Annotated in this window: 16 protein-coding genes; 9 read left to right on the top strand and 7 right to left on the bottom strand. The window is 29.8% G+C overall.

What is annotated here, in order from left to right; all coding sequences use genetic code 11:
• Positions 1–83: 83 nt before the first annotated feature.
• Positions 84–971: an ACP S-malonyltransferase gene (gene fabD, locus MPF13_RS07875; protein WP_249981836.1), complete on the top strand. Its 888-nt coding sequence runs from the start codon at positions 84–86 to the stop codon at positions 969–971.
• A gap of 61 nt (positions 972–1,032) precedes the next feature.
• On the opposite strand, the gene MPF13_RS07870 is transcribed toward fabD, so the two are convergent.
• From MPF13_RS07870 to MPF13_RS07855, 4 genes are all read right to left on the bottom strand, one after another.
• Positions 1,033–1,278 carry a hypothetical protein gene (locus MPF13_RS07870; RefSeq protein ID WP_249981834.1) on the bottom strand — a complete coding sequence of 82 codons (246 nt, stop codon included), beginning with the start codon at positions 1,276–1,278 and terminating at the stop codon, positions 1,033–1,035.
• 12 nt (positions 1,279–1,290) lie between these two features.
• On the bottom strand, positions 1,291–2,226 hold the full coding sequence (mnmL, locus tag MPF13_RS07865; RefSeq protein WP_249981832.1) for a tRNA modification radical SAM protein MnmL/YtqA: 936 nt from the start codon (positions 2,224–2,226) through the stop codon (positions 1,291–1,293).
• Positions 2,227–2,296: 70 nt separating this feature from the next.
• Positions 2,297–3,307, bottom strand: a complete 1,011-nt coding sequence (galE, locus tag MPF13_RS07860; protein WP_249981830.1) for a UDP-glucose 4-epimerase GalE — start codon at positions 3,305–3,307, stop codon at positions 2,297–2,299.
• Between the two features lie 9 nt (positions 3,308–3,316).
• Positions 3,317–4,465 (bottom strand): DegT/DnrJ/EryC1/StrS family aminotransferase, encoded by a 1,149-nt coding sequence (locus MPF13_RS07855; protein WP_249981828.1) that lies wholly within the window; start codon positions 4,463–4,465, stop codon positions 3,317–3,319.
• 99 nt (positions 4,466–4,564) lie between these two features.
• On the opposite strand from MPF13_RS07855, the gene MPF13_RS07850 reads away from it, so the two are divergent.
• On the top strand, positions 4,565–6,952 hold the full coding sequence (locus MPF13_RS07850) for a penicillin acylase family protein (protein WP_249981826.1): 2,388 nt from the start codon (positions 4,565–4,567) through the stop codon (positions 6,950–6,952).
• Here the strand turns inward: MPF13_RS07850 and MPF13_RS07845 are convergent.
• The 3 genes from MPF13_RS07845 to MPF13_RS07835 are packed head-to-tail and all read right to left on the bottom strand — an operon-like array spanning position 6,949 to position 9,022.
• A complete protein-coding gene (locus MPF13_RS07845; protein ID WP_249981824.1) occupies positions 6,949–7,635 on the bottom strand; it encodes an RluA family pseudouridine synthase in 687 nt (228 codons plus the stop codon). The two genes, MPF13_RS07850 and MPF13_RS07845, sit on opposite strands and share 4 nt — an antisense overlap.
• A 5-nt stretch (positions 7,636–7,640) precedes the next feature.
• A complete protein-coding gene (gene yihA / locus MPF13_RS07840) occupies positions 7,641–8,252 on the bottom strand; it encodes a ribosome biogenesis GTP-binding protein YihA/YsxC (RefSeq protein ID WP_249981822.1) in 612 nt (203 codons plus the stop codon).
• 2 nt (positions 8,253–8,254) lie between these two features.
• Positions 8,255–9,022 carry an alpha/beta fold hydrolase gene (locus MPF13_RS07835; RefSeq protein ID WP_249981821.1) on the bottom strand — a complete coding sequence of 256 codons (768 nt, stop codon included), beginning with the start codon at positions 9,020–9,022 and terminating at the stop codon, positions 8,255–8,257.
• A gap of 202 nt (positions 9,023–9,224) precedes the next feature.
• On the opposite strand from MPF13_RS07835, the gene mraZ reads away from it, so the two are divergent.
• The 7 genes from mraZ to murD are packed head-to-tail and all read left to right on the top strand — an operon-like array spanning position 9,225 to position 16,960.
• Positions 9,225–9,692 (top strand): division/cell wall cluster transcriptional repressor MraZ, encoded by a 468-nt coding sequence (gene mraZ, locus MPF13_RS07830; protein ID WP_249981820.1) that lies wholly within the window; start codon positions 9,225–9,227, stop codon positions 9,690–9,692.
• Positions 9,679–10,578, top strand: a complete 900-nt coding sequence (rsmH, locus tag MPF13_RS07825) for a 16S rRNA (cytosine(1402)-N(4))-methyltransferase RsmH (protein ID WP_249981819.1) — start codon at positions 9,679–9,681, stop codon at positions 10,576–10,578. The genes mraZ and rsmH overlap by 14 nt, the downstream gene beginning before the upstream one ends.
• A 1-nt stretch (position 10,579) precedes the next feature.
• Complete coding sequence (locus tag MPF13_RS07820) at positions 10,580–10,909, top strand: FtsL-like putative cell division protein (protein WP_249981818.1); 330 nt, start codon at positions 10,580–10,582, stop codon at positions 10,907–10,909.
• A 56-nt stretch (positions 10,910–10,965) separates the two neighbouring features.
• Entirely contained in the window at positions 10,966–12,927 is a 1,962-nt protein-coding gene (locus MPF13_RS07815) for a PASTA domain-containing penicillin-binding protein (protein WP_249982324.1), read from the top strand.
• 1 nt (position 12,928) lies between these two features.
• Positions 12,929–14,395, top strand: a complete 1,467-nt coding sequence (locus tag MPF13_RS07810; RefSeq protein WP_249982323.1) for a UDP-N-acetylmuramoyl-L-alanyl-D-glutamate--2,6-diaminopimelate ligase — start codon at positions 12,929–12,931, stop codon at positions 14,393–14,395.
• Positions 14,396–14,397: 2 nt separating this feature from the next.
• A complete protein-coding gene (gene mraY / locus MPF13_RS07805; protein WP_249981816.1) occupies positions 14,398–15,624 on the top strand; it encodes a phospho-N-acetylmuramoyl-pentapeptide-transferase in 1,227 nt (408 codons plus the stop codon).
• A gap of 1 nt (position 15,625) precedes the next feature.
• Positions 15,626–16,960 carry a UDP-N-acetylmuramoyl-L-alanine--D-glutamate ligase gene (gene murD, locus MPF13_RS07800; protein WP_249981815.1) on the top strand — a complete coding sequence of 445 codons (1,335 nt, stop codon included), beginning with the start codon at positions 15,626–15,628 and terminating at the stop codon, positions 16,958–16,960.
• The last annotated feature ends 6 nt before the right edge of the window (positions 16,961–16,966 follow it).

The following is a 16,966-nucleotide window of genomic DNA, read 5'->3' as shown; positions in this document are numbered from 1 at the left end:
ACAAAAAAGCGAGTGCGAAAAGCGGGATAAGCTTCCAATAAAAAAGAGTATTTTTGCAGCAACAAACAACAATTTAATTTTTTATGAAAGCATATATTTTTCCAGGTCAAGGAGCGCAATTTTCAGGAATGGGATTAGACTTGTACGAAAAGTCTGCGTTAGCGCAAGAATACTTTGAAAAAGCAAATGACATTTTAGGTTTCTCAATTACAGACATTATGTTTGAAGGAACTGCAGAACAATTAAAAGAAACGAAAGTTACGCAACCAGCTATCTTTTTACATTCTGTAATTTTAGCAAAGGTTTTGGGTGATTCTTTTCAGCCAGAAATGGTTGCAGGACACTCTTTAGGAGAATTATCTGCATTAGTTGCTAATGGAGTATTGTCTTTTGAAGATGGATTAAAATTAGTTTCTAAACGAGCTTTAGCAATGCAAAAAGCATGTGAAATTGCACCTTCTACAATGGCTGCAGTTTTAGGTTTAGCAGATGATATAGTAGAAAATACTTGTGCAGAAATTGATGGAGTAGTGGTTGCTGCAAATTACAATTGCCCAGGGCAGTTAGTTATTTCTGGAGAAATTGAAGCTGTAAAAAAAGCATGTGAAGTATTGACTGAAAAAGGAGCAAGAAGAGCATTGTTATTACCAGTTGGTGGAGCATTTCACTCACCAATGATGGAGCCTGCAAGAGAAGAATTAGCTGCAGCAATTGAAGCAACTCAATTTAGTGAACCAACTTGTGCTGTGTATCAGAACGTTGTTGCAAAGGCTGTTACAAACCCTGATGAAATTAAAGAAAACTTAATTGCACAATTAACTGCGCCAGTAAAATGGACGCAATGTGTACAAGCTATGATTGCTGATGGTGGAACTGAATTTATTGAAGTTGGACCAGGTAAAGTTTTACAAGGTTTAATGCGTAAAATAGATAGAAGTGTTGCTGCTAGTGGAGCAAGTTTAGTTGAATAAGGTGGTTTAAATCAAACTTATAAAACAAAAAAGCGAACTTTTAAAAGTTCGCTTTTTTGTTTTATTTTATAACTACAATTTCATCAAATTCATTTTTCCAAACCCCATCTTTAAGAGTTATTGCTCCATATGTATCATGCATGTATATATTTCCTATTTCGAAATTATGATCTTTTCCGTTTAAAAATTCTGGAATACAAATTTCATGACCATTAGAGTTATAAGGTTTATAACCTTCGTCACAACGATCTGAGTCGCAATTATAAAATAAAGTAATTCCTACAATTAATAATAATGCTTTTTTCATGATTTTTGTTTTTTAAAGATATTGATAATTTTTTCCTTGCCAAATATTTTCTGTTTCTAATTTTTTATCAATTTTAGAAACTATTTCAAAATTTTTAATTCGATTCCAATTAGGTGCAATTAGTAAATCTGATGGAGCTTCGCTTATAAAGCGTTCAATAACAATGTCTGGTCTTAGTAAACTTATAAATTCTGTAATAAAATCGATATAGCTTTCTGATGTAAAAAGATTAAAGTCTTCTGGATTTTGTTTGTATTGATTTGCCATTATTGACTTTTTTACAATTTGTAAATGATGTAATTTTAAAGTTTTTATAGGAAGTTTAGAAATTTCAATAGCATGATTTAGTAAATCTTCTTTTGATTCTCCTGGTAAACCTAAAATTAAATGCGCTCCTAAATGAAATCCTTTGTTTTTACAAAGTTGATAAGTTGCAATTGTATCTTCAAAAGAATGACATCTGTTTACTTTTTCTAAAGTTTTATTTAGAGTGCTTTCTACTCCAAACTCCAAAGAAATAAAATACTTTTTTGATAGAAAATCTAAATACTCTATAATTTCTTTAGAAATACAATCTGGTCTAGTACCAATTACCAATCCTATTACATTAGGAACACTTAAGGCTTCTTCATACATTTTTTTTAGCGACTCAAAATCTGAATAGGTATTTGTGTATGCTTGAAAATAGGCTAGATATTTTTGTGATTTGTATTTTTTTGAAAACCTTAAAATACCTTCTTCTAATTGTTGTTTAATTTTTTTTTGAGGCTCGCAATAATCTGGATTAAAAGTGTCGTTATTACAGTATGTGCAACCTCCATAACCTTTAGATCCATCTTTATTTGGGCATGAAAAACCAATGTCTAATGATATTTTTTGAACTCTTTCTCCGAAGTTCAATTTTATAAAAGAAGAAAAATCTAAATACCTTTTTCCTGTAAACTTCATTTAATTATAAATGATTTTGAGTTTGTAATAAAAAAAAACTCCAATGTTTTATTGGAGTTTTTTTTGTTATTTAGTTTTGAGCTTGCTGCCATTTCCAAGCAGACTCTAAAGCTTCTTCTAAACTTTTTTCTGTTTCCCAGCCTAGTTCTTTATTCGCTATAGTTGTATCTGCAAAAGCTGCTGTAATATCTCCTTCTCGTCTTCCAACAATTTTATAATTTAATTTTAAATTATTTACTTTTTCAAAAGCGTTGATAATTTCTAATACAGAGCTACCTTTTCCTGTACCAACATTAAAATACTCATAGTTTTCTTTGTTGTTTTTATTGATTAATCTCTGTAGAGCTGCAATATGTGCTTTTGCTAAATCTACCACATGAATATAATCTCTTACAGCTGTACCATCTTCTGTTTCATAATCATCACCAAAAACAGATAATTCATCACGCATTCCTGCTGCAGTTTGAGTTACAAAAGGAATTAAATTTTGTGGAACTCCTAAAGGTAATTCACCAATTTTTATAGAAGAATGGGCTCCAATTGGATTAAAGTATCTTAAAGCAATAATATTTAAATCATGTGCTTTACTAGCATCTTTTAAAATTTCTTCACCAATTTGTTTTGTGTTTCCGTAAACAGATTCAGCAGTTTTTACAGGAGCTTTTTCTGTAATTGGTAACTCATCTGCTTGACCATAAACTGTACATGAAGAAGAGAAAATGAAATTATCTAATTTTCTATCTCTCATTTCTTGCAATAAGTATACTAAAGACCCAAGATTGTTTTCATAGTAATCTAATGGTTTGTGCATGCTTTCCCCTACAGCTTTAAAGGCTGCAAAATGAATGATTCCATCAACTTTATTGTTATCAAAGAAGTTTTTTACATCATTTTTAACTCTTAAGTCTATTTGATGAAAGTCTGGTTTAGTACCAGTTATTTCAGCAATTTTATCTAATACACCAATAGAAGTGTTAGATAAGTCATCAATAATTACTACTTCAAATCCTTCGTTTTGTAATTCTACTACAGTGTGAGAACCTATAAAACCTAATCCACCAGTTACTAATATTCTTTTCATGTTATTTTATTAATTAACGAAATTTAAAATCGTTTGTGTTATAAATGTTAATTGCTCTTGGTCTAATTCAGTATGCATTGGTAAAGAAATTACTGTTTTTATTAACTCGTTAGTAACAGGGAAATCACTTTCTTTATAACGAGAATCTGCATATGCTTTTTGAGAATGTAGTGCAACTGGGTAATAAATTGCATTCGGAATTCCTTTTTCTAACAAATGTTTATGTAAAGCATCTCTTTTACCATTTGTAATTTGTAATGTGTATTGATGAAATACATGGCAGTTACAAGTATCACAAATTTCATTACAAGCATTTGTAGTTGGTGTAATAATATTTTCTGATACAGATAATGTTTTATTGTAAAAACGAGCTGCATTTCTTCTAGCTTCACAATAAGAATCTAATAAAGGGAGTTTTGCTTTTAAAACCCCTGCTTGTATAGAGTCTAACCTAGAATTTACACCTACTACATCATGGTAATAGCGAGTGTACATTCCGTGATTTACAATTCCACGAATTGTATGTGCTAATTCATCATCATTGGTAAAGATTGCTCCACCATCACCATAACATCCTAAATTTTTAGAAGGGAAAAAAGAAGTTGTTCCTACATTTCCAATAGTTCCTGCTTTCTTTTTTGTTCCGTCTTTAAAAGTGTAATCTGCACCAATTGCTTGGGCATTATCTTCAATTACAAAAAGATTATGTTCTTTTGCAATTTCCATTACTGCATCCATATTTGCTAATTGACCAAATAGGTGAACAGGAACAATTGCTTTTGTTTTAGGTGTAATTGCTTTTTTTAATGCATCAATGTCAATGTTAAAAGTTTTTGCATCAACATCGACTAAAACAGGTGTAAGTTTAAGTAAACCTATAACTTCTACAGTTGCAGCAAAAGTAAAATCGGCAGTAATAACTTCATCTCCTTGTTCTAAACCTAAACCCATCATTGCAATTTGCAAGGCATCAGTTCCGTTTGCACAAGGTATTACATGTTTAACGTTTAAGTATTTTTCTAAGTCTGCTTGAAACTCATGAACCAAAGGGCCATTTATATATGCAGATGAATTTAAAACCTGCTCAATTGAGGTGTTTACGGTTTCTTTTATTTGTTGATATTGACCTTGGAGGTCAACCATTTGAATTTTTTTCATATAAAAAATTTTGCTCATCAAAAATACAAACTTCCTTTCATTTTCTTTGTAGTTATACGTAAATAATATTTCTGTTATCTTTGAAAAAAATCAATTTTTATGAAGTTTTTAAAGCGTTCGTTAAGAATTCTATTATTTCTTGTTGTTTTAGTGTTTGTTTCTGTTTGGTTGTACTCTAAAACATACAAACCAAACTATTCAGGAGAACTAGAATTAAAAAATATTTCTAAAGAAGTTACTGTTTATTTTGATGATATTGGAGTGCCTCATATCAATGCAGAAAATCAGAAAGATGCCTATGTTGCTCTGGGGTATTTACATGCTCAAGACAGGTTGTGGCAAATGGAATTAATAAGAAGACTTGCAGCAGGAAGATTGTCTGAAATTTTTGGAAAGAAATTAATAAGAACAGATAAGTTTTTTTCTGGGTTAGGTATTGAAGAAGCATCAACAAAAACTATTTTGAACTTAGAAAAAAATTCTGAAAATTATAAAATGGTTGTTGCATATTTAAATGGTATAAATCAATATATAGCAGAAGGTAAAACCCCAATTGAGTATACTTTAGTTGGTGTTGAAAAAGAAAATTTTACAATTAAAGACATGTACAATGTTTTTGGTTATATGGCCTTTAGTTTTGCAATTGCTCATAAAACAGATCCGATATTAACAGAAGTAAAAGAAAAGTTAGGAAAAGCTTATTTTAATGAATTAATTGGTGTTGAAAACAAGAATTTAACATTAATTAAAAATGAAATAAACGAAGAAATTAAAGGTGATTTAGCTAGAGAAATGCATCGTTTATTTGAAGGTTTACCAATTTCGCCATTTATTGGTAGTAACTCTTGGGTAATAGGAGCAGATAAAACTAAAAACGGAAAAGTGATTTTTGCAAATGATCCTCATATTTCATTTGCACAACCTTCAGTCTGGTATCAGGCTCATATTAAAACTCCAAATTACGAATTGTATGGTTTTCATTTAGCTTTGGTTCCTTTTCCTTTGTTAGGTCATAATAAAGATTATGCTTACGGTTTAACAATGTTTGAAAATGATGATGTAGATTTTTATATAGAGGAAGAAAATCCAGAAAATGCTAATCAATACAAAACAGAAGTTGGTTTTGTTGATTATGATTTAGTAAAAAAGAGGATTAAAGTAAAAGATGAGCAAGATGTTGTTTATACAATAAAAGTAGGTAGACATGGCCCAATTATGAATGATATAATTGATCATTTAGATGATGAAAGGCCTATTGCAATGCAATGGATTTATACAAAATTAGAAAACAAGATATTAGATGTTGCATATGAAATTTCTCATGCCAAAAATTTGTCTGATTTTAAAAACGGAGCAAGTAAGTTGCATGCTCCTGGTTTAAATATGATGTATGGAGATGCAAAAAACAATATTGCATGGTTTGCATCTGGTAAGTTGTATAAATACAGAGATTCCTTATACACAAAAACCTATTTAAATGGAGCTTCTGGTGAAGATGAGATTTTAGAGTATTTAGATTTTAAAGACAATCCTCAATCTATTAATCCTGCTGTAAATTATGTTTATTCTGCAAACAATCAACCAGATTCTATTGTTGGAATGTTATATCCTGGGTATTATTTAAATGAAGATAGAGCAAAAAGAATTGTAAGTTTTTTAGAACCAAAAAATGATTGGACTAAAAATGATGTTGCAAAAATGATTAATGATGTTACCTCACCAAATGCACCTATTGTTGCAGCAAATTTAATTAAATCAATAAATGTTTCTGAGTTTTCTGTCAGTAAAAAAAAGGCCATAAGTATTCTTGGTGATTGGAAAGGTAATTTTGAAAAGCATGAAGTTGGACCTGTAATTTATAATAGGCTAGTATATGAATTTCAAAAAAATACTTTTGCTGATGAATTGGGTAAGGGCTATAATCAATTTGTAAACACACCTTTTGTAGAAAAAGTTTTACCAGTTCAAGCTAAAAGAAATCAATCTATTTGGTGGGATAATGTTACTACTAAAGATAAGATTGAAACAAAGCAAGAAATAGTAACTAGTTCGTTTAAGAAAGCATTTAGTTTTTTAGAAAATCAATTGGGAGAAAATGTTGATAATTGGACTTGGGATAGAGTAATTTCTGTAGAATATAAGCATGCAGTAGGTGAGGTTCCAGCTTTAAGAAAATATTTTAATGTAGGTCCATTTGTTACAACGGGAGGAGATCAGGTTATAAATAATCAAATTTATAATATAGATTCTACAGGATATTATAAGGTAAAAGCAGGTCCTTCTACAAGAAGAATTGTCGATTTTTCTGATGTAGATAATAGTTTAGCAATTATACCAACAGGTCAATCTGGTAGAGTTTTTAGTAAGCATTATAAAGATCAAGCTAAAAAGTACTTAAATGGGGAGTTTGTAAAAATGAAAATTAATCAATCAGAAATTGAAAAAAGCGAAAACATTTTAATTTTTAAACCTACAAAGGGTAATTAATTACAAGCATTCCAAATTACTTCATTTGGTGTTGGAGCAAAAACTTTAATTGATTCTTTAGAAACAGGATGTGTAAATTCTATTTTACGAGCATGTAAATGTATGCTTCCGTCTTTGTTGCTTCTGTTAAAGCCATATTTTAAATCACCTTTTATAGGACTTCCTATATTAGATAATTGTGATCTAATTTGGTGATGTCTTCCAGTTTCTAAATCAATTTCTAATAAAGAATAATTATCTAGTTTTTTTATAACAGAATAATGTAGGATGGCTTTTTTACTTCCTTCAATTTCTTTGCTGAAAGCAGTAGATTTATTGTTTTTAGGATTCTTCTTTAAGAAATTTATTAAGGTGTCTTTTTCTTTCTTTGGATGATTTTTAACAACTGCCCAATAAGTTTTATTAATTGTTTTATCTCTCAGCATTTTGTTAAGACGTTCTAAAGCTTTAGAGGTTCTTGCAAAAATTATAATTCCAGAAGTGGGTCTATCTAATCTATGAACAACTCCTAAATAGACATTTCCTGGTTTGTTGTATTTATCTTTTATATATTCTTTTACAACATCGCTTAAAGGTTTGTCTCCAGTTTTGTCACCTTGTGTAATGTCTCCTGCACGTTTATTTATAATAACAATATGATTGTCTTCAAAGAGAACTTGTAAATTTTCTTTAGTAGAATGCATGCTGATTATTTAAAATCTTTGGCAACATCTTCGTTGATATTGTCAATAAAGTTTAAAAAATCTTTACGACCTAATCCACTAGAAGATGAAGTAATAAAAGACATTGGTAAAGATTCCCAAGTGTTAAGAAGTTTCTTTTTGTAAGAAGTAATTTGTTTATTTAGTTTAGAGCTTCCTAATTTATCAGCTTTTGTAAAAACTATACAAAAAGGAATTTGATTTTCACCTAAAAACTTCATAAATTCTAAATCAATTTTTTGAGGATCGTGTCTAGAATCTATTAAAACAAAAGTACAAACTAGTTGCTCTCTTTCTTTAAAATAATTTTCAATAAAATACTGAAAAATCGTTCGCTTCTTTTTAGATACTTGAGCATATCCATATCCAGGTAAATCAACTAAAAACCACTCGTCATTAATTTTAAAATGATTAATTAGTTGTGTTTTTCCTGGTTTTCCAGAAATTTTAGCTAAATCTTTACGCTCCATCAACATATTTATTAATGAAGATTTACCCACATTAGATCTACCAATAAAAGCGTATTCAGGAATCCTGTCTTTTGGAGCTTTTGTAACATTGCTGTTACTCATTACAAACTCAGCTGATTTTATTTTCATAGTTATGCTAAGTTTTTAGAAATCAACCAATTTTGAAGAATTTCATTGAATTCTTCTGGTCTTTCCATCATAGCAGCATGACCACATTTGTCTATCCAAAACAACTCTGAGTTAGGTAATAATTTATGAAAATCATTAGCTGCTTCTGGTGGTGTAACTTTGTCTTGTTTTCCCCAAATTAAACAGGTTTGCTGTTTCATTTCAGGCAAATCTTTTGCCATGTTATGTCTAATTGCACTTTTAGCAATTGCTAATGTTCTAATAAGAGAGTTTCTATCATTAATAACTACATAAACATCATCAATTAACTCTTCTGTGGCAATTGCAGGATCATAAAAAACATCTTGTGCTTTTTTGGTTACATAACCTCTGTCTCCTCTTTTTGGGTAACTATCTCCCATTGAGTTTTCATAAAGGCCAGAACTTCCTGTAAGTACAAGTCCACTTACTTTTTCAGGGTAATGTTTTGTAAAATATAGTGCTATATGTCCTCCTAAAGAGTTTCCTAATAAAATGGCGCTTTCAATTTCTTTAAACTCCATAAATTCTTTTAAAAACTTAGCTAAGTTTTTAACATTAGTTTTTATAAGAGGAAGAGAGTATAAAGGTAATTCAGGAATTAAAACCTTATACCCGTTTTTAGAAAAATGATCATAAGTAGAGCCAAAATTACTTAGAGCTCCCATTAAACCATGTAAAATAATAATAGCAGGTCCTTCACCAGCTTCTGCATATTTAAATTTTCCTTCAGTAATTAACTCGTTAGTCATTTATTTTCAATTCGCTTAATAGCAAATGTAATTCTTTTTTATGAATTAAATAATGTTTTTAGACTTCCCTTAGTTTTAATAATTAGCAATAAGAGTGTGCAATGAATTGTTAATAAAAGCGTTATTTATTAACAAAGTGGTAAAAAGTGGTAAAAAGTGGTAAAATTTATATATTTTTGATTTCAATTAAACGTTTTTTTGAGTGATTAACCTAATAGGTACATATGAATGTAAGGCAGATGCTAAAGGGAGGATGATGTTTTCATCAGCTTTCAAAAAGCAATTGTCTTCTGTGTTACAAGAAGGTTTTGTGGTTAAAAGAGCTGTTTTTCAGCCTTGTTTAGAGTTGTATCCAATGAAGGAGTGGAATTTAATGATGGAGAAAATTAACAAGCTAAATAGGTTTAATAAAAAGAATAACGATTTTATTAGAAGGTTTACTGCTGGTGTTAAAATGGTGGAGTTAGATGCTTCTGGTAGGATTTTAATTCCAAAAGATTTATTTGAATTTGCAGGGATTAAAAAGCAAGTGGTAATGTCATCCTCAGTAAATATTATTGAGATTTGGGATAAAGAAAAGTATGAAAAAGCAATTGATGATGCGTCAGATGATTTTGCTGATTTGGCTGAAGAAGTAATGGGAAATACAAGTGTAGATGAATTATCATAATCCAGTTTTATTGCATGAAAGTATAGATGGACTCGCTATTAAAAAAGATGGGGTTTATGTTGATGTTACTTTTGGAGGTGGAGGTCATTCAAAAGAGATTTTGAATAGACTTGGTGAAAATGGAAGATTGTTTGGTTTTGATCAAGATCCTGATGCACAAGAAAATGTAATTGATGATAAGCGTTTTGTTTTAATTCCAGAAAATTTTAGATATATATCTAGGTTTTTAAGGTTTCATGGAGTTAGAAAAGTAGATGGGGTTTTGGCGGATTTAGGGGTTTCTTCTCATCAGTTTGATGAAGCTGAAAGAGGTTTTTCAACTCGTTTTGATGGTGATTTAGATATGAGAATGAATCAAAAATCTAAAACATCTGCAAAAGAAATTATCAATAATTATTCTGAAGAAAAATTAGCTGAGATTCTGTTTTTGTATGGTGAGTTGAGAAATTCAAGAAATATTGCAAAAACAATTGTAGAAAAAAGAGAAGAAGAAAAGATAGATACAAGCTTTCAGTTAAGAAAAGCTTTACAAAGATATTTGCCTAAAGCAAAGGAGCATAAAATTATAGCTCAAATATTTCAAGCAATTAGAATTGAAGTAAATGAGGAGTTGGATGTGTTAAAAGAGTTTTTAGAGCAAATGCCTAATTTGTTAAATGAAGATGGGAGGTTAAGTGTAATTTCTTATCATTCTTTAGAAGATAGGTTAGTAAAAAGATTTATAAGGACAGGATTATTTAGTGGCGAGCCTGAAAAAGATGTTTTTGGAAATAGTGATGAACCGTTACAAAAAGTTGGAAAGTTAATAGTGCCTACCCCACAGGAAATTAAGCTCAACAATAGGGCTCGCAGCGCTAAATTAAGAATAGCAACATTAAAGAAATAGAATGTCTAAAGTTAAGAAAGGGGTTTATGGATTTCTTAGAGGAAGCTTTCTAACAGATGAGTCTGCTTTTAAGAATTGGCGAATCATATTTTTTGTTGTTGGATTGCTTTTAATTATGATAACAAGTGCTCATAATGCAGATAAAAAAGTAATACGAATTTCTGAATTAAATAAAAAAAAGAGAGAATTAAGAGCTGAATATGTAGATACTGGGACGATTCTAATGAGAATGAAAATGGAATCTAATATCAGGGAAAAAGCAAAAAAAAGAGGATTGAAGCCTTTGCAATCTCCACCAAAAAAAATAAAAGTAACAATTAAAGATAAATAATATTGGCAACTCACAAAAAAAGCATACTTACAAAATTCTACTTGGTAGCTGCTTTTATGACGCTGTTTTTGCTAGTAATTGTATTTAGGGTTTTTACTATTCAATATTCAGAAGGAGATAAATACAAAAAACTTTCTACAGAATTAACAATTAGACAAGATACCATTTATGCTAATAAGGGTAATGTTTATGCTTCTGATGGTAATTTGTTAGCAACATCAATGTCAAAGTTTACAATAAGGATGGATTTGGTGGCTGTAAACAACAATCTTTTTGAGAAAAATATTACTGGTTTGTCTAGTGAGCTTTCTAAAATGTTGGGCAAGTCTCAGAAATATTATCAAGAAAAGTTAAGAAACGCTAAAAAGAGAAAGCATAGGTATTTGTTAATTGCCAGAAATATAGGTTATACAGATTATCTAAAAATGAAGCAATTCCCAATTTTTAATAAAGGAGTTTATAAAGGAGGGTTTATTGCAGAGCATAAGACTGTTAGAGCGCATCCAATAGGAAAAATAGCAGCAAGAACAATTGGTTATGATGATTATAGAGGTGGAGCAGGAATTGAGGGGGCTTTTTCAGATTTTATGGAAGGTGAAAATGGGTTGAGATGGAAGCAAAAAATTGCTAAAAATCAATGGAAGCCAATTAATGATGTAAATGAAAAAGAGCCAATTGATGGTCATGATATTATTACTACAATAGATGTAAATATTCAAGATATTACACATCATGCTTTGTTAGATAAGTTAGAGTATTTTGAGGCTGATCATGGTTGTGCAGTAGTAATGGAAACTGCAACAGGAGAAATTAAGGCTATTTCTAATTTAGGTAGAACTTCAAGTGGTGCTTATTATGAAAAAAGAAATTATGCAGTTTGGGAAAGTCATGAGCCTGGGTCAACTTTTAAATTAGCAAGTTTAATGATTGCTTTAGATGATAAAGTAATAGATACTTCAACAGTTGTTGATACAGAAAAAGGAAAAATATTTATACATAATAGAAAAGTAGAAGATTCAAGAAGGGGTGGTTATGGTAAAATTTCTGCAGGAAGAGTTTTTGAAGTTTCATCTAATGTTGGAATTGTAAAGCTAATTAAAAAGCATTATGATGATAAACCAGAAAAATTCATTTCTAAATTAGAAGATTATGGCTTTACAAAACCTGTAGGTTTTCAAATTAAAGGAGAAGGAAAACCTTATGTTCCAAATCCAAAAGAAAAATCTTGGAATAAGATTTCATTAGAATGGATGTCTTGGGGGTATGGAGTTTCAGTAACACCAATGCAAACTTTAATGTTTTATAACGCTGTTGCAAATAATGGTGTTATGGTAAAACCAAGATTTATTAAAGAATTGCGAAGACAAGATAAAACTGAGAAAATATTTGAAACACAAGTTTTAAACTCTAAAATAGCTTCAAAAGAAACTTTAAGTAAACTTAGAAAAGTAATGGAAAATGTGGTTATAAAAGGAACTGCAGATAATATTTACTCTTCTAATTTTTCTATGGCAGGTAAAACTGGAACTGCAAAAAAATACATACCAAGAACAAAAAATAAAAACGGAAAATGGGAAGGTGGTTATTATTCTACAAAACATTATGTAGCATCTTTTGCTGGTTTTTTTCCTGCTGATAAACCTAAGTATTCTTGTATAGTAGTTGTTCATGATCCTAAAAAAGAAAAAGGATATTATGGTGCAACTGTAGCTGCTCCTGTGTTTAAAGAAATAGCTCAAAAAATTTATACAACAACTCCAGTAGATAATCAGTCTGTAGAAGATAAAGTTGAGTTTTTAGCAATTAAAAATCAATTTGAAAATTTTGATAAAAAATTAAATAAAGAACATCAGAGAGTTCCAGATGTTAGAGGAATGTCTGGTATGGATGCTTTGGCTTTGTTAGAAAATATTGGGTTAAAAGTGAAGTTTTCTGGTGTTGGAAAAGTGAAATCACAATCACTTAAAAAAGGTGAGAAATTAATAAAAGGTAAAACAATTTTTTTAAAACTTTCTTAAGCTGAAAAATTTAAAAGACATATTATATAAGGTTTCAATTAATCAAGTATTTGGAAATACAAATGTTGAGGTTCAAAACATTGTTTTTGATTCAAGAAAAATTGAAAAAAATGATGTTTTTGTTGCACAAAAAGGTGTAACAGTGGATGGTCATTTATATATAGATAAAGCAATAAATTTAGGTGCTTCAGTAATAATTTGTGAAGATTTTCCTATAGAGAAGAAAGAGGGAGTTGTTTATGTTGAAGTTGCAGATGCAAACATTGCTTTGGCAATAATGGCTTCTAATTTTTATGATAATCCTTCAGAAAAATTATCATTAATAGGAGTAACAGGCACAAATGGAAAAACAACAATAGCATCATTACTGTATCAATTATTTAAAAAAGCTGGTTTTAAAGTTGGTTTATTGTCTACAGTAAAGGTTTTGGTAGATGAAACTGAATATAAATCAACACATACTACACCAGATTCTGTGGCTATAAATAGTTATTTAGATAAAATGTTAGATGCTGGTGTTGATTATTGTTTTATGGAAGTGAGCTCTCATGGAATTCATCAAAAAAGAACAGAAGGATTAACTTTTGAAGGTGGAATTTTCACCAACTTATCTCATGATCATTTAGATTATCATGAAACCTTTGCTGAATATAGAAATGTAAAAAAATCTTTTTTTGATTCATTATCAAAATCTGCTTTTGCATTAACAAATTTAGATGATAAAAATGGCAACTTTATGTTGCAAAACTGTATAGCTAATAAGCAAACTTATGCAGTTAAAACCTTGGCAGATTATAAAGCTAAAATTTTAGAAAAACAGTTTTCTGGAACATTGCTTAAAATAAATGACACAGAAGTTTGGACAAAATTAATTGGAGAATTTAACGCTTCTAATTTATTAGCCATTTATGCAGTTGCAGAATTATTGGGGTTAGAAAAATTAGAAATACTAACAATTATTAGTCAGTTAGAAAATGTTAGTGGACGTTTTGAGTATGTTATTTCTGATGACAACGTAACTGCAATTGTAGATTATGCACATACACCAGATGCGTTAAAAAATGTGCTTGAAACCATAAATGATATAAGAACAGGAAATGAAAACTTATACACTGTAGTTGGTTGTGGAGGAGATAGAGATAAAACAAAAAGACCAAAAATGGCTCATATTGCTTCGCAATTAAGCAATCAAGCAATTTTTACTTCAGATAATCCTAGATCAGAAAACCCACAAGCAATTTTAGACGAAATGGAAGTAGGGGTGTCTCCAGAAAATTATAAAAAAACGTTATCAATTTTAGATAGAAAACAAGCAATAAAAACAGCGTGTAAGTTTTCAGAAAGTGGAGATATCATATTAATTGCTGGTAAAGGACATGAAAATTATCAAGAAATAAATGGAGTAAGAACTCATTTTGATGATTTAGAAGAAGTAAGAAATTGTTTTAATCAATTAAAAAATAATTAAGAATGCTATATTATTTATTCGAATATTTAGAGAGTCAATTTAGCTTTCCTGGAGCAAGTGTTTTTCAGTTTATAACTTTTAGAGCAGCTGCAGCATTTATTTTGTCGTTATTAATTTCTTCTATTTATGGTAAGAGAATTATTAACTTTTTAAGAAAACAACAAGTTGGTGAAACAGTTAGAGATCTTGGTTTAGAAGGACAAAAACAAAAATCTGGAACACCAACAATGGGAGGTGTTATTATCATTTTAGCAACATTAATTCCAGCTTTATTGCTGGCCAAATTAGATAACATTTACATTATACTTTTAATAATTACCACAGTATGGATGGGCTTAATTGGTTTTATAGACGATTATATTAAAGTTTTCAAAAAAGACAAAGGAGGTTTAAAAGGTAAATTTAAGGTCTTAGGTCAGGTTGGTTTAGGTGTAATTGTAGGTTCTATGCTTTATTTTAATGATGGTGTTACAATAAAAGAACAGTTGCCAAAAGATCAGCAAATAGTTAATAAAGAAGGAAGAAAAATTGTTTTTGGAGAAGCACATAAATCAACAAAAACAACTGTGCCGTTTTTTAAAGACAATGAATTAGATTACTCTAAAACGTTAAGTTTTTTAGGAGATGGTTATGAAAAATATGGCTGGATTGTTTTTATACTAATAACTGTATTTATTGTTACAGGTATTTCTAATGGAGCAAATTTAACTGATGGTATAGATGGTTTAGCTGCAGGTTCTTCTGCAATTATAGTAGTTACGTTAGCGGTGTTTGCTTGGGTTTCTGGTAATATCATTTTTGCTGATTATTTAGATGTAATGTATATACCAAATTCTGGTGAAATGACTGTTTTTATTCTGGCGTTTGCAGGAGCTTTAATAGGATTTCTTTGGTACAATACATATCCAGCACAAGTGTTTATGGGAGATACAGGTAGTTTAACTATTGGAGGTATTATAGCAGTTATTGCAATTGCCATTCGAAAAGAATTATTGCTTCCAATTTTAGCAGGAATATTTGTTGTAGAAAATTTATCTGTAATAATGCAGGTTTCTTGGTTTAAGTACACAAAAAAGAAATTTGGAGAAGGAAGAAGAATATTTAAAATGTCGCCTTTGCATCACCATTATCAAAAATTAAGTTATCACGAAAGTAAGATTGTTGTTCGTTTTTGGATTGTAGGAATTTTACTTGCTGTGTTTGCAATTGTAACTCTAAAATTAAGATAAATTGAAAAGGTTAGTAATTCTTGGTGGAGGAGAAAGTGGTGTGGGTACTGCACTTTTAGGAAAGCAAAAAGGATATGAAGTTTTTGTATCTGATAAAGGAGAGATTGCTACAAAATATAAAGAAGTTCTTGTAAATAATGAAATCTCTTTCGAAGAGAAACAACATACAGAAAGCAAAATTATAAATGCAGATGTTGTTATGAAAAGCCCTGGAATTCCAGATAAAGTAGCTTTAGTAAAAAAGTTGAAAGAAAATTCAGTTCCTGTTATTTCAGAAATAGAGTTTGCAGCACAATTTACCAATGCAACTATTGTAGGAATTACTGGTTCTAATGGTAAAACAACAACAACATTATTAATGCATCATATTTTAAAAAGTGCAAATTTTAATGTTGGTGTAGCAGGAAATATAGGAGATAGTTTTGCGCAACAAGTTGCAGAACAAAATTTTGAAAACTATGTGTTAGAGTTAAGTAGTTTTCAGTTAGATGGAGTTGAAAAATTCAATAGTCATATTGCAATTTTAACCAATATAACACCAGATCATTTAGATAGATATGATTATGATTTTAATAATTACATAGAATCGAAATTTAGAATAACAAAAAATCAAAAAGCAACCGATTATTTAATTTATGATGCAGATGATGAAGCAATCAATAATTGGTTAAAAAATAATAAAACAGAAGCAAAATTAGTTCCGTTTTCAATAGAAAGAAAATTAAAATTCGGAGCCTTTTTAGAAAACAACAATATTATAATCAACATTAATAAAGATAAACTTACTATGCCATTATCAACTTTGTCAATTAAAGGAAAACACAATACTAAAAACGCTATGGCAGCAACAATGGCTGCTCAACTTTTAAAAGTTAGAAAACAAACTATTTTAGAAAGTTTAGAAAACTTTGAAGGTGCAGAACATCGTTTAGAAAATGTATTAAAGGTAAGAGGAGTTGAATATATTAACGATTCTAAAGCAACAAATGTAAATGCTACATTTTACGCATTAGAGTGTATGGATAAAACTACAATTTGGATTGTAGGTGGTGTTGATAAAGGGAATGATTATAATGATTTATTACCACTTGTAAGAGAAAAAGTTAAGGCTATAGTTTGTTTAGGTTTAGATAACGATAAAATTAAGAATACGTTTGGTAATGTGGTTGATATTATAGTTGAAACAGCAGGTGCAGAAGAAGCAGTTAAGGTTTCTCATAAGCTAGCAGAAAGAGGAGAAACAGTATTGTTGTCTCCAGCTTGTGCAAGTTTTGATTTGTTTGAAAACTATGAAGATAGAGGTAGAAAATTTAAAAAAGCGGTAAGAAATCTTTAACAAAAT

Origin of the sequence: Polaribacter sp. Z022 (genome assembly GCF_023555495.1) — a bacterium.
Classification (GTDB): domain Bacteria; phylum Bacteroidota; class Bacteroidia; order Flavobacteriales; family Flavobacteriaceae; genus Polaribacter.
Note: the sequence above shows the minus strand (reverse complement) of the source record. Positions and strands in the feature narration are given on the sequence as shown.

Excerpts from the sequence above, each read along its gene's own strand:
- MPF13_RS07845 (WP_249981824.1), bottom strand. The coding sequence starts at position 7,635 with ATGCATTCTACTAAAGAAAATTTACAAGTTCTCTTTGAAGACAATCAT.
- fabD (WP_249981836.1), top strand. The coding sequence starts at position 84 with ATGAAAGCATATATTTTTCCAGGTCAAGGAGCGCAATTTTCAGGAATG.
- MPF13_RS07855 (WP_249981828.1), bottom strand. The coding sequence starts at position 4,465 with ATGAAAAAAATTCAAATGGTTGACCTCCAAGGTCAATATCAACAAATA.
- MPF13_RS07850 (WP_249981826.1), top strand. The coding sequence starts at position 4,565 with ATGAAGTTTTTAAAGCGTTCGTTAAGAATTCTATTATTTCTTGTTGTT.
- mraY (WP_249981816.1), top strand. The coding sequence starts at position 14,398 with ATGCTATATTATTTATTCGAATATTTAGAGAGTCAATTTAGCTTTCCT.
- mnmL (WP_249981832.1), bottom strand. The coding sequence starts at position 2,226 with ATGAAGTTTACAGGAAAAAGGTATTTAGATTTTTCTTCTTTTATAAAA.
- MPF13_RS07815 (WP_249982324.1), top strand. The coding sequence starts at position 10,966 with ATGACGCTGTTTTTGCTAGTAATTGTATTTAGGGTTTTTACTATTCAA.
- rsmH (WP_249981819.1), top strand. The coding sequence starts at position 9,679 with ATGAATTATCATAATCCAGTTTTATTGCATGAAAGTATAGATGGACTC.
- galE (WP_249981830.1), bottom strand. The coding sequence starts at position 3,307 with ATGAAAAGAATATTAGTAACTGGTGGATTAGGTTTTATAGGTTCTCAC.
- yihA (WP_249981822.1), bottom strand. The coding sequence starts at position 8,252 with ATGAAAATAAAATCAGCTGAGTTTGTAATGAGTAACAGCAATGTTACA.
- MPF13_RS07820 (WP_249981818.1), top strand. The coding sequence starts at position 10,580 with ATGTCTAAAGTTAAGAAAGGGGTTTATGGATTTCTTAGAGGAAGCTTT.
- MPF13_RS07870 (WP_249981834.1), bottom strand. The coding sequence starts at position 1,278 with ATGAAAAAAGCATTATTATTAATTGTAGGAATTACTTTATTTTATAAT.
- MPF13_RS07835 (WP_249981821.1), bottom strand. The coding sequence starts at position 9,022 with ATGACTAACGAGTTAATTACTGAAGGAAAATTTAAATATGCAGAAGCT.